General features: G+C 41.2%; 21 protein-coding genes and 1 riboswitch. Of the genes, 12 read left to right on the top strand and 9 right to left on the bottom strand.

The annotated features are described in order from the left end of the window. The 3 genes from B2R65_RS10870 to recQ all read right to left on the bottom strand — a co-directional run. A partial coding sequence (locus B2R65_RS10870) for a POTRA domain-containing protein (protein WP_286742480.1) occupies window positions 1-639 on the bottom strand: 639 nt, incomplete at its 3' end. A gap of 146 nt (window positions 640-785) precedes the next feature. Then, window positions 786-1,070 (bottom strand): DUF3630 family protein, encoded by a 285-nt coding sequence (locus B2R65_RS10865; protein WP_126005944.1) that lies wholly within the window; start codon window positions 1,068-1,070, stop codon window positions 786-788. Window positions 1,071-1,077: 7 nt separating this feature from the next. Continuing rightward, entirely contained in the window at window positions 1,078-2,901 is a 1,824-nt protein-coding gene (gene recQ / locus B2R65_RS10860) for a DNA helicase RecQ (RefSeq protein ID WP_054983758.1), read from the bottom strand. Between the two features lie 134 nt (window positions 2,902-3,035). On the opposite strand from recQ, the gene B2R65_RS10855 reads away from it, so the two are divergent. Together B2R65_RS10855 and rarD are read left to right on the top strand one after the other, a co-directional pair. Next, window positions 3,036-3,491 (top strand): thioesterase family protein, encoded by a 456-nt coding sequence (locus B2R65_RS10855; protein WP_004587980.1) that lies wholly within the window; start codon window positions 3,036-3,038, stop codon window positions 3,489-3,491. Between the two features lie 130 nt (window positions 3,492-3,621). Then, the gene (gene rarD / locus B2R65_RS10850) at window positions 3,622-4,539 is read left to right on the top strand and encodes an EamA family transporter RarD (RefSeq protein ID WP_286742475.1); all 918 of its coding nucleotides are present in this window, start codon (window positions 3,622-3,624) and stop codon (window positions 4,537-4,539) included. A gap of 52 nt (window positions 4,540-4,591) precedes the next feature. Here the strand turns inward: rarD and B2R65_RS10845 are convergent, their stop codons facing one another. Both B2R65_RS10845 and B2R65_RS10840 read right to left on the bottom strand, forming a co-directional pair. Beyond that, window positions 4,592-5,827, bottom strand: a complete 1,236-nt coding sequence (locus tag B2R65_RS10845; protein WP_054983768.1) for a response regulator — start codon at window positions 5,825-5,827, stop codon at window positions 4,592-4,594. A gap of 87 nt (window positions 5,828-5,914) precedes the next feature. After that, window positions 5,915-6,289, bottom strand: a complete 375-nt coding sequence (locus tag B2R65_RS10840) for a MaoP family protein (RefSeq protein WP_004587983.1) — start codon at window positions 6,287-6,289, stop codon at window positions 5,915-5,917. A 90-nt stretch (window positions 6,290-6,379) separates the two neighbouring features. On the opposite strand from B2R65_RS10840, the gene B2R65_RS10835 reads away from it, so the two are divergent. From B2R65_RS10835 to ung, 8 genes are all read left to right on the top strand, one after another. Beyond that, the gene (locus B2R65_RS10835; RefSeq protein WP_004587984.1) at window positions 6,380-7,249 is read left to right on the top strand and encodes a LysR family transcriptional regulator; all 870 of its coding nucleotides are present in this window, start codon (window positions 6,380-6,382) and stop codon (window positions 7,247-7,249) included. Window positions 7,250-7,447: 198 nt separating this feature from the next. Next, entirely contained in the window at window positions 7,448-8,380 is a 933-nt protein-coding gene (locus B2R65_RS10830) for a porin (protein ID WP_286742472.1), read from the top strand. Between the two features lie 98 nt (window positions 8,381-8,478). Next, window positions 8,479-8,610: riboswitch (cobalamin riboswitch) on the top strand. Between the two features lie 68 nt (window positions 8,611-8,678). Further along, on the top strand, window positions 8,679-9,488 hold the full coding sequence (locus B2R65_RS10825; RefSeq protein ID WP_286742469.1) for an ABC transporter ATP-binding protein: 810 nt from the start codon (window positions 8,679-8,681) through the stop codon (window positions 9,486-9,488). A 4-nt stretch (window positions 9,489-9,492) separates the two neighbouring features. Then, the gene (locus tag B2R65_RS10820) at window positions 9,493-10,497 is read left to right on the top strand and encodes a FecCD family ABC transporter permease (RefSeq protein WP_286742466.1); all 1,005 of its coding nucleotides are present in this window, start codon (window positions 9,493-9,495) and stop codon (window positions 10,495-10,497) included. 5 nt (window positions 10,498-10,502) lie between these two features. Then, on the top strand, window positions 10,503-11,993 hold the full coding sequence (locus B2R65_RS10815; protein WP_286742463.1) for a cobyric acid synthase: 1,491 nt from the start codon (window positions 10,503-10,505) through the stop codon (window positions 11,991-11,993). Beyond that, window positions 11,977-12,576, top strand: coding sequence for a cob(I)yrinic acid a,c-diamide adenosyltransferase (gene cobO / locus B2R65_RS10810; protein ID WP_004587989.1), 600 nt, complete (start codon window positions 11,977-11,979; stop codon window positions 12,574-12,576). Before B2R65_RS10815 ends, cobO begins: the two co-directional genes overlap by 17 nt. Beyond that, window positions 12,576-13,436 (top strand): cobalamin-binding protein, encoded by an 861-nt coding sequence (locus tag B2R65_RS10805; protein WP_286742459.1) that lies wholly within the window; start codon window positions 12,576-12,578, stop codon window positions 13,434-13,436. The genes cobO and B2R65_RS10805 overlap by 1 nt, the downstream gene beginning before the upstream one ends. Further along, window positions 13,433-14,095 (top strand): uracil-DNA glycosylase, encoded by a 663-nt coding sequence (gene ung, locus B2R65_RS10800; RefSeq protein WP_286742458.1) that lies wholly within the window; start codon window positions 13,433-13,435, stop codon window positions 14,093-14,095. The genes B2R65_RS10805 and ung overlap by 4 nt, the downstream gene beginning before the upstream one ends. Window positions 14,096-14,275: 180 nt before the next feature. Here ung and B2R65_RS10795 read toward each other — a convergent pair whose 3' ends face one another. Further along, entirely contained in the window at window positions 14,276-14,464 is a 189-nt protein-coding gene (locus tag B2R65_RS10795; RefSeq protein ID WP_004587992.1) for a DUF3545 family protein, read from the bottom strand. 305 nt (window positions 14,465-14,769) lie between these two features. After that, window positions 14,770-15,720, bottom strand: a complete 951-nt coding sequence (tal, locus tag B2R65_RS10790; protein ID WP_004587993.1) for a transaldolase — start codon at window positions 15,718-15,720, stop codon at window positions 14,770-14,772. 254 nt (window positions 15,721-15,974) lie between these two features. Here tal and yaaA point away from each other — a divergent pair, with 254 nt between their 5' ends. Beyond that, window positions 15,975-16,754, top strand: coding sequence for a peroxide stress protein YaaA (yaaA, locus tag B2R65_RS10785; RefSeq protein WP_004587994.1), 780 nt, complete (start codon window positions 15,975-15,977; stop codon window positions 16,752-16,754). 123 nt (window positions 16,755-16,877) lie between these two features. Further along, window positions 16,878-17,834 (top strand): mechanosensitive ion channel family protein, encoded by a 957-nt coding sequence (locus B2R65_RS10780; RefSeq protein ID WP_286742453.1) that lies wholly within the window; start codon window positions 16,878-16,880, stop codon window positions 17,832-17,834. A gap of 817 nt (window positions 17,835-18,651) precedes the next feature. Here B2R65_RS10780 and B2R65_RS10775 read toward each other — a convergent pair. Together B2R65_RS10775 and srmB are read right to left on the bottom strand one after the other, a co-directional pair. Then, complete coding sequence (locus B2R65_RS10775) at window positions 18,652-18,972, bottom strand: BON domain-containing protein (protein ID WP_004587996.1); 321 nt, start codon at window positions 18,970-18,972, stop codon at window positions 18,652-18,654. 229 nt (window positions 18,973-19,201) lie between these two features. Then, entirely contained in the window at window positions 19,202-20,431 is a 1,230-nt protein-coding gene (gene srmB, locus B2R65_RS10770) for an ATP-dependent RNA helicase SrmB (RefSeq protein ID WP_004587997.1), read from the bottom strand. Between the last annotated feature and the right edge of the window lie 64 nt (window positions 20,432-20,495).

Raw genomic sequence — 20,495 nt, 5'->3', positions numbered from 1 at the left:
ATCGTCATAAACAAATAAATAACCGTTACGATTGCTGTCGGTAGTGCGTGAAAACGATAAACGCTTGCCCCACCCCAGTAAATTGGACTCACGAAAACCAATACTCGATTTATTTTCGCCACCGCTGCGACTAAAGCTTATTTCGGGTAGTAAAGTCCATAAATCGCGAGTTACCACCGTTACATCTACGTTGCCGTCGCAGTTTTCAACCGCGCTTATTTGCGCATCATATAAATAGTTTTGTTGGCGTAATAAACGCTCTGACTCAGCGAGCTTTCTGGCATTGTAATTATCGCCTTGTTTAAATAACAGAATATTACTAATAACGTCTGGCTCGGTTTGAATATGAGCGCGGTTGGCAAAACGAAAAAGCGCGTTATTTTCCTCCTCCAACTCGGTATTAAAAACGTTAAGTTGTTTAAGGGTAATTGAGGTTATTTGGGCGTCGCTGCGACTATTAATCAGTGTGGTTTTATCTTCAACCTCACGGCGTAAATTATTGCTTTTGTCTGAGTGAGTTTGCACAGCGGAGCAGGTGTTAGTTTTATTGGGTGGTTGTTGTGCAAAGGCCTTAGGCGCACTAAAGCTTACAAGGGCTAAGCTTATACAACAGTGTGCAATCCATTTTCTATTCACCATTCAACCTCTTCAATACTACTGCAAATATGAGTCGTAATATCAGCTTACATCATTGTTATTACAATGTAAGTAAAAGGTATAGATTTTGAAACTAATTAATTGTTACCGTTATGCACCTTTGTTAATTAGTGCATATGCGAGGCGTTTTAGCCTAAGTAAAAAGCAAGGGCTGCTAATAAATGCTCGGCTTCTTGGCCTTCGCCATTAATCCAAATACTTTCGCTGTAGTGTTCAAAATTTAAATTAAAGGTTTGCTGTTGATAGCTAAAGCGCAATTGATGACGGTCAGCACCCCCTGCGTAGTCAATAATTGTTATTTCATCTGCGTGTAAAAACAGCGTGCTCCACAGCTCAAAGTCTTCATCGTGTGGTGCTTCTACTGGGCTTATAACAATGCATTTATGGGCGTGATTGTATTCAATTTGGGTCATAGTTTACTTAATTGCTAGCAAGGTAATTACGAATGGCCGTTAAAAATTCGCCGCCATATTTATTGAGTTTGGTAAAGCCAACGCCCGACACCTTTAAAAATTCGCTGTCGTTGGTGGGCATTAATTGCGCCATTTCGGCTAAGGTTTTATCGTTAAATACAACGTACGGCGGTACATCGTCGGCATCAGCGAGTTCTTTACGCAGAGCCCGTAAGCGGGCAAATAGTTTTTTGTCGTAGTTAAACTGCGCCAGTTTATCTTGGTATACGTGCTTAGCTTGTAAGCGCGGCTCGGCAAGCTGTAGAGCGTATTCACTTTTAAGCACTGCGCGTGCTGCTTCGGTTAAGCGCAGCGAGGCACCTTGGGTAATATCTTGGCTTAACAAGCCTTGGTGTATAAGTTGGCGTAATATACTGAGCCAGAATTCACTGCTTTTGTCTTTGCCTATGCCATAGGTGCTGAGTTCGTGGTGGTTGTTGTCGCGTATGCGGCTGGTATTAGCCCCGCGTAATAATTCTACAATATAGCCTAAGCCAAAACGCTGCCCAGCTCGATACACACACGAAAGCGCTTGTTGCGCTACTAATGTGCCATCAAAGCTTTTTGGTGGGTTAATGCAAATATCGCAGTTGCCACATTGCTCGCGTTTATACTCGCTAAAGTAGTTTAATAGTATTTGGCGACGGCATGTTTGCGCCTCGGCAAAACTGGCCATGGCATTAAAACGCTGCTCTTCTACGCGGCGGCGTTGTTCATCGTCTATGTCTTCAAAAAAGCGCCTAACGCGGCCTATATCGGCAGGATCAAAATACATAATAGCTTCTGCGGCTAAACCATCACGCCCAGCGCGGCCAGTTTCTTGATAGTAGGCTTCAATACTTTTTGGAATATCGTAATGCAGAACAAAACGCACATTTGGTTTATTTATGCCCATACCAAAGGCAACGGTCGCAACGACTATTTGAATATCATCGCGGGCAAATCCGGTTTGCACAAATTGGCGTTGTTCGTTGCTCATGCCTGCATGGTACGCGGCGGCATTTAAACCTGCATCAGCGAGTTTTTCGGCAATGTCATCAACGCGCTTACGGCTAGTGCAGTAAATAATGCCACTTTGATTTTTTTGCTCTTTTAAATAGCGCAGTAGTTGCGCCATTGGCTTGAACTTTTCTTCGATGGTGTAACGAATATTCGGTCTGTCGAAGCTGCCGGTATGTATATAGGGCTGTTGTAATTTTAATTGCTCAACTATATCAAAGCGGGTCGCTTTATCGGCCGTGGCGGTCAGTGCCATCATAGGTACATGGGAAAAGCGCTGCTTAAGCTCATTTAATCTAAAGTAATGAGGTCTAAAGTCATGCCCCCAATGCGATACACAATGTGCTTCGTCAATTGCAAATAAGCTGATATTTAAGTGGCTGAGTCGCTCGGTAAATTCATGCTGAAGCACTTTTTCAGGGGCTACATACAGTAATTTTATTAGCCCTTGGTGCAATTGTTGGTACACTAATTGTTGCTCTTCGCGAGCCAGGCTATTATTAATGTAAGCGGCTTTAACACCTAATGCTTGCAGTTGCGTTACTTGGTCTTGCATGAGCGAGATAAGCGGTGAAATTACTACAGTAACCCCTTCGAGCACTAACGCTGGTACTTGGTAACATACTGATTTACCGCCGCCTGTAGGCAGAAGTACCAAAGAGTCTTGGCCATTAATGGCCGCGTCGATCACCGCTTTTTGGCCATCACGAAACTCGCTGTAGCCAAACACTTGTTTAAGAACCGTGTCGGGCTTGCGGACCAATGTGCTAGGTGTAGGGGTTAGAGTATTCATCGGCGGCTATTTTAGTGGTTTTTTTATAGGATGTCTTTAGCTTAGAGGTAAATGATTTAATTAGTGCCTCGTGGTTTTGCTTCAGGTATGCTTAACTCATCGTACCAGTGTTAATTTAAACATAGAGAATAATAATGAATAAAGAAATGTTAATTGAACAAGTTGGCGCACTGTTTGTAAATGGCATGCCATTTAATCAGTTTTTAAATATCTCGGTAGAGTCGCTCAGCCCTGAGCAAGCTAAAATTACCTTTCCCTGGCAGGATGTATTTATAGGCAATCCTGCGCAAAAAATTCTTCACGGCGGTATTATATCGGCGGTGCTCGATAATGTGGGCGGCATGCTTGCAGCAGCCAGTGTTATCGATAAATTAACCGAGCTCGATATCCCTAGCGTACAGCAAAAGCTGGCTACCTTAGGTACTATTGATTTGCGCACAGATTATTTGCGCCCTGGCAAAGGGGAGACATTTACAGCCAGTGCTACTTTGATCCGCTCTGGTAATAAAGTGTGTGTATGTAGAATGGAGCTACACAACGAAAAGGCAATCCAAATCGCCTTTGGTACAGGTACGTATTTAGTAGGTTAAAGCTGCTAATTACGTACGGCTAAAATAAAAAGCTTTGCCTTGCGCTGAGCTTTAGTTACCGCAAAATAAATCACCTAATAGCACAAATTGGTATAAACTGTCGGCCTTTTAGTATGAATAAGTAGTATGTATGTCGATTGCAAACGAGCAGCGTAAAGGCGGTATTTTTGCCTGTTTAGCTTTTTTAATGTGGGGCTTAGCGCCTATTTATTTCAAACAAATACAGCATGTTTCTGCTTTTGAAATTTTAACTCACCGTGTTGTCTGGTCTGTGGTTTTTTTAGTGCTTGTGGTCAGTGTGCTTAAATACTGGGATAAGGTTAAGCGCATAGTTGCCCAGCCAAAAATTATTTTAATGTTAGTACTTACCTCTTCTATATTGGGCTTTAACTGGTGGTTATTTATTTGGGCGGTTAATAATAACCATATGCTCGATGCCAGTTTAGGGTATTACATAAACCCATTACTTAATGTGCTGTTGGGTATGCTATTTTTAGGCGAGCGGCTGCGAAAGTTACAAGGGTTTGCAGTGTTTTTAGCCTTTGCGGGCGTAGTATTGCAATTGGTCAGTTTTGGCTCGTTTCCGGTGGTGGCGTTTTCGCTTGCCACGTCTTTTGCTATTTATGGCTTACTGCGTAAAAAGTTACCTGTTGAAGCGCTGCCAGGCATTTTACTCGAAGCCCTAATTTTACTGCCTGTTGCATTAATTTACTGGTGGGTAATGGCACCAACGCCTACTTCCGACTTAGCCCTAAACGATTGGCATACCAATGCGCTGTTAATTAGTGCCGGTATTATTACTACGTTGCCGCTGCTTTGCTTTACCGGAGCGGCCAAACGTTTGCAGTACACAACATTGGGCTTTTTTCAGTACATAGGACCAAGTTTAATGTTTATGCTTGCTGTGGTGTTTTACGATGAAGTATTTGATGCAGAGCGGGTGATTACCTTTGCCTGTATTTGGAGTGCACTGGCTATATTTACCTGGGACTCTTATCATCAATCGCGTAAGCGTAAAAAAGCGGCTGTTACCGCCGCCGAAGTTTAATACCTATGCGCAATAATGGTTTAAGCAAGTTGCTATAAAGCAGCGTTAAGGTTTAGCTTATTACTTTATTACGGCCGGTTTCTTTTGCATCATACAGCTTTAAATCGGCCTGTTTAAGTAACTCATCTATTTGATAAATAGGGCCGCTTGCAAAACCAATAGAAATTGTAAATTTAATTTTTTCTTGGCTAAACTCTTGGCTATTAAGCTCTATAAATTGCCTAAACCCTTCAAGGCGTTTTAGCGCTTGCGCTGTGGTTGCATCAGTAAAGTAAACGGCAAATTCTTCACCGCCTAAGCGAGCGACTAACTGCTTTTCAAAGTACTTTTTAAAACACACCGCCAACCCTTTGAGAACCTCATCGCCTGAATCGTGACCGTATGTATCGTTAATCGATTTAAAATGGTCTATATCAAGCATGGCTAGTGCGCCATCTTGATTCGATTTTTTTAAATACTTGAGTGATTTGCTCGACTCTTCAAAAAAGTAGCGACGATTAGGCAGGTTAGTTAAGTAGTCAGTATTTGCTTGGCGTTTAATTGTTGCTATTTGCTCAAGCATGTCGACGTTTTGACTTAGTCGGCAGTAAAACTCTTCGCTGTTAAAGGGTTTATGGAGGTAGTCGTTGGCACCATTTTTTAAAAATAGGCTCGATAATGCTGACGAGTCAGCACCTGAAATACCGATAATGGCTTTTTCATCATTACTGTAAAGCCGGCGAATTTCGGCGCATAGCTCATCACCATTCATGTTTGGCATTTCGTTATCGGTAATAATAACAGACACATCTTTTTGGCTTTCAAGTACTTCTAGCGCGTCTTTGCCGTCCTTTGCTTCGAGTATTTGATACTTATGGCGCTTTAGTAAACTGCAAATGTATCTACGGGTAGAGGTTGAGTCGTCGACGACCAGTACTTTTACGTTCTCGTTACGTGGTAAACGGCTTAGTTGTTTTTCTAGGTATTGGTAAGCTTGTTTGTTTTCTTTGATTATATAATCAATTATTGGGTATTTTTCTACCGTGTCGCGAGTTTGTTTATCTATGTTGCCTGTCATTACTATGGTGGGAATGTCGGCATTAATAGTATACGGAACCGCCTCACCCGCAGGAGCATCGGGAAGGATAAAATCAACAACAGCGCAAAAGTAGCTATTGTGTTTTATTAGCTCTTTTGTTGCCGCTAAAGACTCGGCTATATCTACTTCGTAACCTGCTTTAAGCGCGATATGCTTTTGCACACGCGCTATAGTAGGCGTATCTTCAACTATGAGTATTTTTCGCGTCACGTAACAACCTTGTTTGATATTTTGCAAAAGTATTTGCTTATACAAGTTGTAACTGTTAAAACGCAAAAAAGCAAATATCTTAGAGGTTTATACGCTATCTGATTCGCTATAATCGTCTTGGCTTATTGGTACCGGCCCTGACATTTTTGAACGGCCAAAAAGTGTATGAAACTTGGTTTTACAGGTTGTTAGTTTTAAATATTTAACCCAGGCTTTTTCGATTGGGTTTGTAGGTTCTTTACTGCCACAAACTACGTCAACAAATTGCTCTTGTAGCGTATTTTGGGGTGCTAAAGTTTTATTATAAAGCCCTTTTAGTACAACGCCGTGTTGCTCTAATATGCTGGCTTCTAATAAGGTGAAGTTTCCGCTGCGGCTAAACCCGCGAGGAAAGTTTTGATCATCATAAAATTGACGTTGGCTAACAAACGCTTGGCGAAGTAGTGAAATATCGTTGCTCATAACTGTATCCTCATACCCTGTTTATTGCTGGAGTATGATGCAAGTTTGACAATTTATTAAACAAGTTATTTTTATCGTGAGGATAAAAAATTGGATATAGATTTATTAAAAACATTTGTAGAGGTTGTGCGCACGCGTCACTTTGGTAAAGCGGCTGAAAACCTGTATATCACTCAATCGGCAGTAAGCTTTCGAATTCGCCAGTTAGAGCAGGGGTTGGGTGTAAACTTGTTTATTCGCCAGCGTAACAATATTCAATTAACGGCGCCAGGAGAGCGATTGCTTCCGCACGCTAAAATGATCATCACCGGCATGCAGCGTGCCAAAGTGGATGTGGCACTTGCCGATAACATGCACAAGCAAATAAGTTTAGCGGGTACGCCTAATATATGGGATGCGTTTTTACAATTTGGCATTACTAATATTGTGTCGGCTATGCCAGGGGTATCGTTGGTCGCAGAGGTTAAAGCCCAACAAGAAAGCACGCGGTTATTATTAGAGCGTACGCTTGATTTAGCCATTTTATTTGACCCTCCTAAAGTAGACGAGCTTGTGGTTGAGCGAATTTGCGAGCTGCCAATTATTCCGGTTAGTGGCTATGACACGGCCACTAACGAGAACTTTTTTGATAACCAATATGTATATGTTGATTGGGGTACTACGTTTTCGCTATGGCATGCGCGCCAATTTACCGGTAAAACGCCGCCTTATTTTAGAACCAGTACGGGGCGTATTGCCCTTGATTTAATTCTTCAGTGTGGCGGCAGTGCGTTTATCCCCGAGGTACTTGTTGAGTCTCACCTAGAAAAGGGTGAGCTGTTTCATGTAAAAGATGTAGAACATACTTCGCGTGATATTTTTGTGGCCTACCACAGAGACAACGAACAAAAAGAGTTAATAGAAACCCTGATTAACTTATTACCTAAAATAAATGCTTATCAGCCTGTTGATGAACACTAAATACCGACTATGATTTTTAATGAGGTTGAATAGGTACAATTTTGTTTATTAAATATTCATGTCATTTTGTTTTCAGAATTTAGGCACTTTTATTAAAATAAAAAGACAAAAATGTTTCCTTTGTAATATATCTGTCATTTAACGGTGACAAACTGCAGCTGTTTTAAAAATAAGTCTTGTGATTATCGAGGAAATAACATGAATTTTGTAAAATCGAGCTTATGTGTTGCACTAGTAAGTGGTTTATCTTTTAGCGCGTTTGCAGACGTTGATGTATACGGTAAAGCGAATGTCACTGTGCAATCGTCTGATGATGGCGAAGGGTCTTTCACTGAAATTAAAAGTAATGCATCTCGCTTTGGACTAAAAGGGTCTGAAAAGATTACTGATGGATTAGAAGCGGTTTATAAGTTTGAGTTTCAAGTTGATGTATCTGATGCTGACTCTAAAGGTGATAACGACGACAATATTTCTGCACGTAACCAGTATGTAGGTTTAAAAGGTGCATATGGTCAAGTTGTTGTGGGTCGTAACGATACAGCGCTTAAACAATCGCAAGGTAAGTTAGATTTATTTAATGACCTTGAAGGCGATATTAAAAATGTCTTTAAAGGTGAAAACCGCTTAGGTGATTCAATCACTTATACATCTAAAAGCTACGAAGGCTTTAAAGTACTTGCTACATTTGTTGCCGAAGATGACGTAGATGCAGATAACGGTTATTCAATGGCGGTTACCTACGGTGACTCTGCACTTAAAAAGAGTGCGGTATACGCCTCGGTTGCAGCCGATAGCGAAGTAAATGGCTACGATGTAGTACGTGCGTCAATTCAAGGTAAAGTAGAGAGCTTTAAATTAGGCGCTATGTACCAAACTCAAGAAAAAGTAGACGGTAGCGCAGAAGCTGACGGCTATTTATTCAATGCAGCCTACAGCATGGGTAAAAACACGTTTAAAGTGCAATACCAAGCAATGGACTTTGATGACAGCGACGACAAAACGGCAGTTTCTGTAGGTGTTGATCATAAGTTTAATAAAAACATTAAAGTATTTGGTTTTTACTCAAGCTTTGATATGGACAACAATGTTGACCAAGACTACGTTGGCCTAGGTATGGAATACAAGTTTTAAGCGTTGCTTAAACACTCCCTTTATTAACCGCGCTCTAATGAGCGCGGTTTTTTTTGCTTTAAATTATTTACTTACCCGCCCATAATAGACCCTCATTTGGAATGGGGTGAAATTCCTCAACTATTCCCGTAACTGTAATTAGCACCACGCTTTAAGTCAGATACAAATGAGACATATCAATCAGCATGAGAAGTTCTAGATTGGTATACTTTTTTAACGAGCGGGTAAACTCATTTTTATTGATGCACTAGTCTTTTAGCTGTGTGTTAGTGAGTGCACGCATTCCAAGGACTCACTTTTGCAAACTACATTAGCGCCAAATACACCCTTATTAAACGTTCAAAATGTGTCGTGGGAAGTCGATGATCACGCCATTTTAAACAATATCAATTTACACGTAGCTAAGGGTAAGTTTATTGGGTTAATTGGCCCAAATGGGGCGGGTAAGTCGAGCTTACTGCGCTGTTTGTATCGCTTTAATAAACCCACCGCTGGTAATGTTACCTTTAATCAGCAGGATATTTGGCAGCTTAAAAGTGACGACTACGCAAAATATGTTGCTGTAGTTCTACAAGAAACGCCTGCGCAATTTAACTTAACATTATTTGATGTGGTTGCCCTTGGGCTTACACCTCATAAATCGTTATTTAGCACCACCACCCACAGCGACAAACAAAAAATTACACAGGCAATAAAAACCGTAGGGCTTGAGCAACAGTGTAAGCAAAATTTTGAATCGCTTTCGGGGGGCGAAAAGCAACGTGCATTGATTGCCCGCGCTATAGTGCAGCAACCGCAATTACTCATCATGGATGAGCCAACTAGCCATTTAGATGTTAAATACCAAATACAAGTGATGGAACTGGCAAAATCGCTAGGGGTTACTGTGTTTGCCTCATTTCATGATTTAAATTTAGCAGCCGCTATGTGCGATGAGCTGGTGGTTATTAATAAAGGTAAAATAACACATGCAGGCTCGCCTGCGCAGGTACTTAGTGAGGACATGCTAGCGGATGTTTTTGGGGTATGTGCGCGCGTAACTAGCCACCCTCAGTGCACAGAAAATGGCCAAACTATTCCTCATATTACTTACTTTTATGGCTATTAATTAAATGGATATAACAAAAATAAACCAGTGGACAATATTTATAGCAGCCGTATTAATTGCACTGGGCAGCCTTTTTAGCGCACTGAGCTTTGGCGCCGCAGATACGCCGTTAAGTGATGTGCTCACAGGGATTTTATCAGCAGGGGAGGGCTCGTTTAACGCGCGTATTATTTATGAGCTTAGGTTACCTCGTACCTTACTTGCTTTTATGGCGGGTGCAGGTTTGGCTATTGCAGGGCTTATTTTACAAACGGTTACCCGTAACCCGCTCGCTGATCCGTATTTATTTGGCATATCGTCAGGCGCATCGTTTGGGGTCGTACTGCTTATGGCTGTTGCGGGTATTAGTGCAGGGTTTATGTTATCGGCTGCTGCCTTATTAGGGAGCTTTTTAGCAATGGGCTTATTGATACTTATTGCTGGGCGGCAAAAAAGGTCGCAAGTAGAGTCTATGTTACTAGCGGGGGTGGCACTGTCGTTTTTATTTAGCGCATTTACAAGTTTATTGCTGTATTGGAGTGACCCGCAAGCAGTGGCTGGTATTTTATTTTGGACGTTAGGCAGCTTTGCCCGCGCACAATGGGCCACGTTATGGTTGCCATGTTTGGTTATAGTGGTGTGTATTAGCTTTATGCTGAGCTTTAAAAGGCAGTTAAATGCGCTGCTTCTTGGCGATGAAAGCGCGATAACGCTTGGGGTCCGTGTGCACCGTTTTAGAATTTTAATGTTGGTATTGAGCTCGTTAATAACGGCCGTGCTGGTGGCCCTATGTGGCGGTATTGGTTTTGTAGGTTTAATGGTGCCGCACATAGTGCGCTTTTTTATATCTCAGGCCAGTACTGCTGGCTTACTAATTACCAGTTTAGTGGGCGGCACGTTTATGGTGTGGGTTGACGTGCTTTCGCGCTCATTACTTAAAAACCAAGAGCTCCCTGTAGGGGTAATTACAGCAGCCATGGGTAGCGTATTCTTTTTAAGCTTACTCTTTTTTAGAAAAGCAAAGGCATAGTGCTGATGAAAACCTTAATGATTCAAGGCACTACGTCAGATGCCGGAAAAAGCACCTTAGTCGCTGCGCTTTGCAGAGTTTTTGTAAAGCGAGGTATAAAGGTCGCGCCTTTTAAACCGCAAAATATGGCGCTTAATAGCGCGGTTACAAAAGAGGGGGGCGAAATAGGCCGTGCGCAAGCTTTGCAAGCCATAGCCGCTAAAGTAGAGCCTCAAAACGACTTTAACCCCATATTGCTCAAACCCAATAGTGATACGGAGGCACAAGTCATTGTACATGGAAAAGCCATTAGTAATATGGAGGCAGGAACGTATCATAACTATAAACAGGTTGCGATGGATGCAGTGCTTGCCTCGCATAAACGCCTAGCAAAGCAGTTCGATTTATTATTGGTTGAGGGCGCAGGCAGCCCCGCAGAAATAAACCTACGCGAGAACGACATTGCCAATATGGGTTACGCAGAAGCGGTAGGTTGCCCTGTCATTATTATTGCCGATATAGACAAAGGCGGTGTATTTGCGCATTTAGTGGGCACACTTGCCTTACTAAGCGAATCCGAGCAAGCGCGCGTAAAAGGCTTTGTTATAAACCGTTTTAGAGGCGATATAAGCTTGCTACAAAGTGGACTAGATTGGCTTGAGCGCTACACAAAAAAACCAGTGCTTGGAGTGCTGCCTTATTTGCATGATTTAGCACTTGATGCCGAAGATGCTGTAGCAATAGATAACAAGGTGACGACTGCCACCATTAATATAGCCGTGCTTTTATTGCCGCATATTAGTAACCATACCGATTTTGATGCATTGCGGCTGCACCCAAATATTAATATAAATTATGTACGCCACACACACGCGATCCCACCGGTTGATCTGATTATTATTCCTGGCAGTAAAAACGTGCTGGGCGATTTAAGTTTTGTAAAAAATGAAGGCTGGGATACGCAAATAAAGCGCCACATACGTTATGGTGGCAAAGTACTTGGTATCTGTGGTGGTATGCAAATGTTAGGAAATAGCATTGCTGATCCGATGGGGGTTGAATCGTCATTAAAACGTGTTAAAGGCCTTGCATTAAGTGACTTTGATACCACTCTAAGCACCCAAAAAGTACTCACTAAAGTAACGGCGGCTATGCAGTTAAATAATTTGCAAACACCGTGTAGCGGCTACGAAATTCATGCCGGCATTAGTGTAGGCGCAGCACTTAATAAGCCATTTATAATCTTTAACGCGCACCCTCATGGGTTTGAAAACGATGGCTTTATTAGTGACGACAATGCCATTGCTGGTACTTATTTACACGGCTTGTTTGATGAACCCGCTGCCACACTGCAAATTTTAAAGTGGGTAAAAAGCGATGCAGCCATACAACCTGTGAGTATTGTAGCGCACCGCGAGCAACAACTAGAGCGCTTGGCCACTATGTGCGAGGCGCATTTGAATATACAACACATTACATCGATTTGTGAAGGAGATAATAATGACGGATACAAATAACGATAAGCACCAGCAGCGCCAACAAAAAGTAAAAGAGCAGGTAGATGCACGCGTGGCTGCTGCGCAAGATGTTAAAGGGATATTTCAGGTAATTACGGGTAATGGTAAAGGTAAATCTACCTCAGGCTTTGGTGTGGTTGCTCGCTGCGTAGGGCATGGTAAAAAAGCCGCTGTTTGTCAGTTCATTAAAGGCACATGGGAGTGTGGAGAGCGTAATTTATTACAAGGTGCAGGGGTTGAATTTGCCGTTATGAATACCGGTTTTACATGGGATACGCAAAATAAAGAAGCCGACACCGCAGCCGCGCAAGCAACGTGGCAGGAGTCAAAGCGTATGCTTGCAGATAGCAGTATTGATTTAGTATTACTAGATGAGCTTACCTACATGGTGACTTACGGTTATATTGATTTAGATGAGGTAGTAAACGCGCTAAATAATCGCCCTCCCATGCAATCGGTTATTATTACAGGTCGCGCAGCGCACCGCACGTTAACAGACCTTGCCGATACAGTGAGCGAAGTGCGCAATGTTAAACACGCCTTCGACTCGGGTATAAAAGCACTAGAAGGGTTTGATTACTAATGTATAAAGCGTTTTTTACTGCACTGCTGTTATTGAGTTCAGGGGGCAGTGCCGTGGCCAGTGATACAGCTGCGCCAGATAAACTGCGCGTTGTAGCACTTGCGCCGCATATAGTAGAAAACCTATTTGCTATAGGTGCGGAGAGCAATATTGTTGGCACTGTTGATTACGCCGATTACCCAAGTGAAGCTAAAAGTATTGAGCGCATTGGTGGTTACTATGGTATTTCTCTTGAAAAATTATTAGCGCTAAAACCCGATTTAGTGATTGGTTGGAAAAGCGGTAATCAAAGTGAAGATTTAGAACAAATTAAACGCCTTGGTATAAAAGTACATTTAAGTGATCCCAAAAAAATAGAAGAAGTTGCAAACGAGCTGATTGCTTTTGGAAAATTTACTGGGCGTATTGAGCAAAGCAAGCAAGTAGCAAACGCATTTATTACTAAGCTCAAAAAAATTAAAAAGCAGCAGCAAAGCAAAAAAATATTAACTGGTTTTTATCAATTATGGCCAGAGCCAATGATGACGGTAAGTGAAAACACATGGATAAACCAGCTTATAGAAACATGTCATGTAAGCAATGTATTTGCACACAGCCCAACCGACTACCCGCAAATAAGTATTGAAAACGTGGTGATTAAAAAACCACAGATTATTATTATTCCTGATGAACAAGCCGATAAGCCACAACCTAAAATTAATTGGCAAAAATGGCCAGAAGTCCCCGCTGTAAAACATGATCAATTTATACGTGTAAATGCCGATTTATTACATCGTTTTACGCCGCGCATGTTAGATGGACTGGCAAATATGTGTGATAAAATAGACGCATCACGCAAACAAATTAAGAGTATACAATGAGCGATTGGCCAGTCTTTTTAGAATATGAATTACAGCAACCTTATATGCAGCAAACATTAGATTATGTAGCAAAACGCCGTGTCGAAGGTGTTGCTGTGTACCCACCCAAAGAGCAAGTATTTAGCGCCTTTGAAGCGACAGCCCTTAACAATATTCGCGTGGTTATTTTAGGCCAAGACCCATATCACGGAGAAGGCCAAGCCCATGGCTTATGTTTTTCTGTGTTGCCAGAGGTTAAAAAGTTACCGCCGTCGTTAAAAAATATGTACAAAGAATTGGCAACGGATATTCCCGGTTTTGAAATACCAGACAATGGCTACTTACAAAGCTGGGCAGAGCAGGGCGTGTTTTTACTCAATACAGTACTCACGGTTGAGCAAGGCCAAGCGCACTCGCATAAGCATTTAGGGTGGGAGCAATTTACCGATAACGTGATAGCCCATATAAATGCAAACTGCAAAGGAGTGGTGTTTATTTTATGGGGCGCTCATGCGCAAAAAAAAGGTAAAAATATTAACAGCGCTCGCCATCATATTTTAAAAGGGCCGCACCCATCGCCGCTTTCTGCGCATCGTGGTTTTTTTGGCTGTAAGCACTTTTCACACACAAATGAATTGTTACAAGCCCAAGGCGATACGGCCATTAACTGGCAGGTTTAATTGATATATTAAAAAAGGCTTTCGTATTATGAAAGCCTTTTGCTTAGTTATTGTGTATACATGCCCATGCGCAATAATTATCAATTATTTTGAAGGGGTAAAACCTGGCGTTAGCTTTACTATCGATACGGTTTTCCTGCCGCAAAATATATTGCCTAATTGAGCGCAATGAGTTTGAAATTAAAAATCTAGCTCATCAATTTCAATGCTGTCTGTAAAAAAGTCTAACTCCTGTAGTTCTTTACGTAACCGTTGTTTGTCTTTTATGGCCTCAATCTCGCGCCACTTTCTTTTTTTATTCTTTTGAGAGGTTTTTCTTGTTGTATCAGGACCTTCTAATATCTCTAATATATCGTTTAGGCTATCCATGACTATCTCCTATTGATTTTAGTGAACCTCGAGAATACCTATACCACAGGCCTAGCTAAAATAGAATAAAAAAGTGACGAATTTGTTACAAGTATGTGATGCGTTGATGAAGTTTAATACTAACTAGCTTTATAGACCGCGTTATTTTTAGATAGAAAAAATAAATAAAAAAATACTAAAAGTGAGTTATTTAGCTGTGTAGGCAATGGTACATGCTGTGGCAGGTTAGTATAAAGCAGTGCGGATTATATTAAGGGCATAAAAAAACGCCGCAGGTGCGGCGTTTAATACATAATTAGCGCGTATTACATTGCTTTAAAACGTGCTTCTAGCTGCTCTTGTGCATCTGCGAATGAGCGGATACCTTCAGCTAGTTTTTCAGTTGCCATTGCATCTTGGTTATGTAACCAACGGAACTGTGACTCAGTAAGAGGGGCAGGCTTTGGCTCTTTAGGAATATCACTTTGTAGTAAGTATTCTTCTGCGCCTTCTAAATTGCCTAAGTCTTCTAGTAGGTTAGGGCTAATTGTTAGCTTGTCACAACCTGTAAGCGCAATAATTTCGCCAGTGTTACGGAAGCTCGCGCCCATAACAACGGTTTTGTAATCATGGCGTTTATAAAACTCAAAAATGCTACGTACAGATTGAACACCTGGATCTTGTAGCGGATCGGTTGGTTTTTCCATACCATTTGCTACGTGCCAATCTAAAATACGGCCAACAAATGGTGAGATTAAAAATACGTTTGCATCAGCACATGCACGCGCTTGAGCATCGCTAAATAATAAAGTCAGGTTACATTTAGTCCCTTCTTTTTCTAGCTGTTCGGCCGCTTTAATGCCTTCCCATGTAGACGCAACTTTGATTAAAATTTTGTCTTTGCTTACACCTTCTTTTTCATAAAGGCTAAGCAGGGTATGTGCTTTATCAATAGTTGCTTGGGTGTCGAATGATAAACGAGCATCTACTTCAGTAGAAATATAACCAGGTACAATTTCGCTAATTTCTTTACCAAGTAATACGGCAAAGTAGTCACATGCAAGTTCAAGCTGTTTAGCTGCATCTTGCTCTGTTTCTTTTGCATAGCTCCAAGCTTTATCTAAATAAGGCTTGTAAGCTTCAATCTCGCTCGCTTTTAATAAAAGCGACGGGTTTGTGGTTGCATCTTCTGGTTGATGCTTTTTGATCGCTTCAATATCGCCAGTGTCGGCTACGATAGATGAATGTTGTTTTAGCCTTTGTAGAGCGCTAGTCATTTGCCTTCCTCATTCCAAGCAAGTTAAAAGAAAATCTAAACTACCTTAATATAAGTATTCAATACTGCAACAGTGTGACAATGCTTGATAGGTCTTATGTCCTTATCAATAGAAAAACGACGATGCATGATTTATTAAGGTAGGATTTAGGCCATTGCGATTAATTTTCAATGGTATTTTATAAACAAAACGTGCTTTTCGTCTCATTTAATGTTGAAATTGACATTAAATAAATTACAAGTCAATAGCTAACTATGATCACTGTTATTTCACCAGCAAAAAATCTTGATTACGAAACGCCACCCGCAACAGATAAGTTCACTCAACCTGAATTACTAGAGCACAGCGAAGAGCTCATGAAAGTATGCCGTGAACTAACTCCAGCGCAAATTGGCAGCCTAATGAAAATTAGCGATAAGCTTGCAGGGCTTAACGCTGCGCGCTTTAGCGAATGGTCGCAACCATTTACACAAAGTAATGCTAAACAAGCTGTACTAGCCTTTAACGGCGATGTGTACGGTGGTTTAGATGCTGCAACACTCACTGCCGCTAACCTCGATTATGCGCAAAGCCATTTACGAATACTTTCGGGTTTATACGGCTTGCTAAAACCGCTTGATTTAATGCAAGCCTACCGCCTAGAAATGGGCACCAAGCTTGATAACCCTCGCGGGAAAAATTTGTATGAATTTTGGGGTAGCATTATTGCTAATAAATTAAACGAGGAATTAAAAGCGCAAGACGCACAATACCTCGTTAATCTTGCTTCAAACGAGTACTTTAAAGCAGTAGATAAAAAAGCACTCAATGCGCAAATTATTACCCCGCATTTTAAAGACTGCAAAAATGGTCAATATAAGGTAATTAGCTTTTACGCTAAAAAAGCGCGCGGCATGATGGCCCGTTACATTATAGAAAACCAGGTAACACAGCTTAGCCAATTAAAAGAGTTTACTGTGGCGGGTTATTACTTTAGCCCTGAAGCAACCACTAAAGATCTTGAGCCTGTATTTATGCGCGACGAGCAAAACTAAGCGTTTGTACTCAGCAAACAATGAGTTAAAAAGCCATGCATTGCATGGCTTTTTTTATGCTGGCGCTAAACTTGCTAACTTCACCTACTATTAATGAGATAAAAAATAGATAGGTGTAAAAATATGATCAACATACCTTCAGTAGCCGAAGCCGAAAAACTCATCGAAGAAAAACTCGGAGGGTGGTTTGATGTAGTAATAAGCCACATCCCAAACTTTATTGTGGCAGTGGTGATAGCCATTGTATTTTCAATAATAGCGCGCTTTGCCGGCCAGCTAATGAAAAACCTATTAAGGCGCTCACTCGACTCTAAGCAAATTGCTGATTTAATGGCGTCTATTTTTAAGGTTATTGTGTTATGTGTGGGCCTATTTATCGCTTTAGATTTTATGGGGTTAAAAGGCACAGTCACATCGTTACTAGCGGGTGCGGGTATTGTGGGTTTAGCCATTGGCTTTGCTTTTCAAGACATGACCGAGAACTTAATTGCCGGTATTGCTATGGGAATACGCAAGCCATTTAAAGCGGGTGATGTAATTGAAACCGACGATGTATTTGGCTCGGTACATTCTATAAACCTGCGTAACACGCTAATAGAGAGCTTTTACGGGCAGTTAATACTGGTACCTAACAAGGTATTATTTAGAAATGTGTTAAAAAATTACACCACGTTAGGCGTTAGGCGCATAGAGGTACCGGTGGGTATTTCATACGGCGACGACATTGAAAAAGCCAAAGAAGTTATCGTTGATAAAATTAACGAGTTTGACTTTGTAATACGTAAAGATGAAACCGCTGTGTACGCAGAAGGTTTTGGCGACAGCAGTATTAATTTACTGGTGTGGTTTTGGATAAAATACCCAGGCGAGCCAGACTTTATGACAGTACGCCATAAAGGCGTAGTCGCTGTTAAACAAGCGCTTGATGCTGCAGATATAAGTATTCCATTCCCAATACGTACGTTAGATTTTGGCATTAAAGGCGGCGAAAAGCTCGATGCCATGATAAGCGATAAAATAAACCAACAGTCACACAAACAACAAGGTGATAGTAATACGGGTTCAAACCAAAGCGAATGAGCGACTAATACTGGTTTAAACTAGCCCAGTAATAGTTACCCACTAGCAGCGCATTTTTACATAAAAAGTGCGCTGCTAGTAATTTCAAAGCGCTATGTCGGATTAAATTTAACTATACTTTTAATAAATTTATTTTAAGTTAATACTTATTTGCTTTTCGCCGCCATCGAGTTTTTTTGATTAGTAGTAAAAGCGTTTCACCACTGTTTTTTGTCATCGATTTTTTTGTAACCTCAGCAGGCAGGCTGGAATAGTGCAGCTATCTAGCTCTATTACTTTGTCGCCTACTTTTAATCCTGCCAGATCAGCAACAGAATCTGCATAGACTTTTATAATATCTATTTCACTAATTTCTGGGCTAAAAAGCCGGATACAGACACATCTGCAGCAAAGCCAAAAGTACCTTCCTCTGCATGGCCAATAAGAGGGATTAACAGTACTAAATAAACCATTTCATGTATTAGCTTCCTTGTGTAAGTTATGGGGCATTTGCATGCATTAAGTCATATATTATTAACTGTTATTTATGGTGTGGTTAATTAGTGAGTAGTAATAGGTTGCCAACGGTATTAAAAATGCGCTGATTATATGAACTTTACAGCCTTGTTATAGCATTCTTTTATCAAAGCTGTAGTAAGTCACTAATTTAAAAGAGTGGGAAAGGACGGCTCAGTGTTTGCTCTATTTTTTAATAGGGGGCTAAAGCTAGAAGTTTAGATACTAAAGTGTGCTATTAAGCATAAAAAAGCGCGGCTTGTGTTGGAGAAACAAGCCACGCAGAGGAATAAGTTATATAAACAAATATTGTAATGCGGTATCAGATAACACTAATTTTATTACGGATAATTTTAACGCCATCCATATTTTCTAAAAACTTTTGCGCAAGTGCACGCTGAAAACCTGTTTGCGCTTCACCGTATAGGTCAACTTCGCCGTCTTCAACCTGCACGCGAATATCGCTTAATGCTAAGTTTGGGTTAGTGCGTAACGTATTGGTGATTGTTTGTTGTAAGTTAGGTTGAGTAGCCACACTGCTTACTACGGCTAAGTTAGTTGCTGCACTTACTTTTGTAGCGCAAGCTAATAAAAATAAACAACAAAATGATACTAAAGCGATAGTTAACTTAAAGCGGTTCATAACTTCATCCTTACATTACGGTTAATCGTGCAGCTATTCTTAGCTGAGTTACTTTCTCAGTTACAATTTCGATGCCAGTTTTAATTTGTTGAAATATAAGGTTATTTTATTAAGTGAGAATTCAGGTGGGCAATAATTACATTTTAATGGGAATGAGTTACATGCTTGGGTTACATTTGTAACGGGTACAAAAAAGCCGGCAACTGCCGGCTTGTTTATTTATGGTGTGCTATTTCTTTTTAATTTTAGCTTTGGCTTTTTTCTTAGCTTTCATTTTTACCGGATCTTTACGCTTTTTAGCGGGTGGCTTAGCTTCTTTATGCTGTGGCTCAAGCCCTTTAATTATGCGGCGCTTAAGTTTTTGCTCTGTGTATCGCTCAACCTTGTATAAAATGCCAATGTCGTGCGCTTCAACTAATGATATAGCAATCCCTTTTTTACCCGCACGGCCAGTACGGCCTATACGGTGTACATAGACATCGGCAGTGCGCGGCATATCAAAGTTAATTACGTGGCTAATGTCAGAAACATCAATACCGCGGGCCGCAACATCGGTTGCTATTAATATGCGCGTTTTGCCACTGTGGAAATTTTCCATCGCTTTCATGCGCTTATCTTGCGGCATTTCGCCACGCAGCCACGCGGCTTTTACGCCATTGTTAGTTAGCTCACCAATTAGCGTTTCTAGGCGCTCACGGGTTTTTACAAACACAATGGCTTTACTTACATCTGGGCCGTTTAGGGTATTAACCAACAGCTCAAGCTTGTGGTGGTAGTCATCAGCAAGGTGAACCCATTGATGAATTTTTGCTTTTTCTTTGCGTGACGATTCGGCTTCAAGTAAAGCTGGGTCGTTTAAAATACGCTCTGCAAATAACTCAACGCTATCGCCTTCTAACGTCGCAGAGAATAAAAAGCACTGACGACGGTTTTTAGCTTCGTCACATATGCGCAGCATTTCTTTTCTAAAGCCCATGTCTAACATGCGGTCGGCTTCATCAAGAATAAGCATTTCTACGTTTTCAGCATGGAAATTTTCGGTTTCAAGGTATTCCATTAAACGCCCTGGTGTGGCGATTAAAATATCGTTATTGTTTTCAAAAATTTCTTTATGGGTGCCGTAGTTTATACCACCTGTTACTACACCAATTTTAAGGTGAGTGCCTTTAGCAAGCAGTTCACACTGCTCATGAATTTGATAAGCCAGTTCACGGGTTGGGGTCATTATTAACACACGTGCAAAACCTGGGTCGCGACGCGGAAAATCCATTAAGTATTGAATAGCCGGAATTAAAAATGCCGCCGTCTTACCTGTGCCAGTAGGTGCTGATGCTAAAATATCGCGACCTTGCAGCGCTTCAGGAATAGCTTGTTGTTGAATGCTGGTTGGTGTCTCGTAGCCCATTTTATCAATGGCGTTGAGTAGTTTAGTATCAAGATCAAATTCAGAAAATTGCATAGAGTGTCTAAAATAAGGGACAATTACCTGCAATTATACGCGCTATACGCCAGTTGGTGAATGA

Origin of the sequence: Pseudoalteromonas sp. UBA2102 (assembly GCF_002331165.1) — a bacterium.
Lineage (GTDB): Bacteria > Pseudomonadota > Gammaproteobacteria > Enterobacterales > Alteromonadaceae > Pseudoalteromonas > Pseudoalteromonas atlantica.
The sequence above is the reverse complement of the archived record's forward strand: the minus strand, read 5'-3'. Positions and strand labels throughout refer to the sequence as shown.

What these genes read in the sequence shown, in the direction of transcription:
- cobO (WP_004587989.1), top strand. Translation starts at nt 11,977, where the DNA reads ATGACGGATACAAATAACGATAAGCACCAGCAGCGCCAACAAAAAGTA.
- tal (WP_004587993.1), bottom strand. Translation starts at nt 15,720, where the DNA reads ATGACTAGCGCTCTACAAAGGCTAAAACAACATTCATCTATCGTAGCC.
- srmB (WP_004587997.1), bottom strand. Translation starts at nt 20,431, where the DNA reads ATGCAATTTTCTGAATTTGATCTTGATACTAAACTACTCAACGCCATT.
- yaaA (WP_004587994.1), top strand. Translation starts at nt 15,975, where the DNA reads ATGATCACTGTTATTTCACCAGCAAAAAATCTTGATTACGAAACGCCA.
- rarD (WP_286742475.1), top strand. Translation starts at nt 3,622, where the DNA reads ATGTCGATTGCAAACGAGCAGCGTAAAGGCGGTATTTTTGCCTGTTTA.
- B2R65_RS10815 (WP_286742463.1), top strand. Translation starts at nt 10,503, where the DNA reads ATGAAAACCTTAATGATTCAAGGCACTACGTCAGATGCCGGAAAAAGC.
- B2R65_RS10775 (WP_004587996.1), bottom strand. Translation starts at nt 18,972, where the DNA reads ATGAACCGCTTTAAGTTAACTATCGCTTTAGTATCATTTTGTTGTTTA.
- ung (WP_286742458.1), top strand. Translation starts at nt 13,433, where the DNA reads ATGAGCGATTGGCCAGTCTTTTTAGAATATGAATTACAGCAACCTTAT.
- B2R65_RS10830 (WP_286742472.1), top strand. Translation starts at nt 7,448, where the DNA reads ATGAATTTTGTAAAATCGAGCTTATGTGTTGCACTAGTAAGTGGTTTA.
- B2R65_RS10795 (WP_004587992.1), bottom strand. Translation starts at nt 14,464, where the DNA reads ATGGATAGCCTAAACGATATATTAGAGATATTAGAAGGTCCTGATACA.
- B2R65_RS10780 (WP_286742453.1), top strand. Translation starts at nt 16,878, where the DNA reads ATGATCAACATACCTTCAGTAGCCGAAGCCGAAAAACTCATCGAAGAA.
- B2R65_RS10840 (WP_004587983.1), bottom strand. Translation starts at nt 6,289, where the DNA reads ATGAGCAACGATATTTCACTACTTCGCCAAGCGTTTGTTAGCCAACGT.
- B2R65_RS10820 (WP_286742466.1), top strand. Translation starts at nt 9,493, where the DNA reads ATGGATATAACAAAAATAAACCAGTGGACAATATTTATAGCAGCCGTA.
- B2R65_RS10855 (WP_004587980.1), top strand. Translation starts at nt 3,036, where the DNA reads ATGAATAAAGAAATGTTAATTGAACAAGTTGGCGCACTGTTTGTAAAT.
- B2R65_RS10865 (WP_126005944.1), bottom strand. Translation starts at nt 1,070, where the DNA reads ATGACCCAAATTGAATACAATCACGCCCATAAATGCATTGTTATAAGC.
- B2R65_RS10805 (WP_286742459.1), top strand. Translation starts at nt 12,576, where the DNA reads ATGTATAAAGCGTTTTTTACTGCACTGCTGTTATTGAGTTCAGGGGGC.
- recQ (WP_054983758.1), bottom strand. Translation starts at nt 2,901, where the DNA reads ATGAATACTCTAACCCCTACACCTAGCACATTGGTCCGCAAGCCCGAC.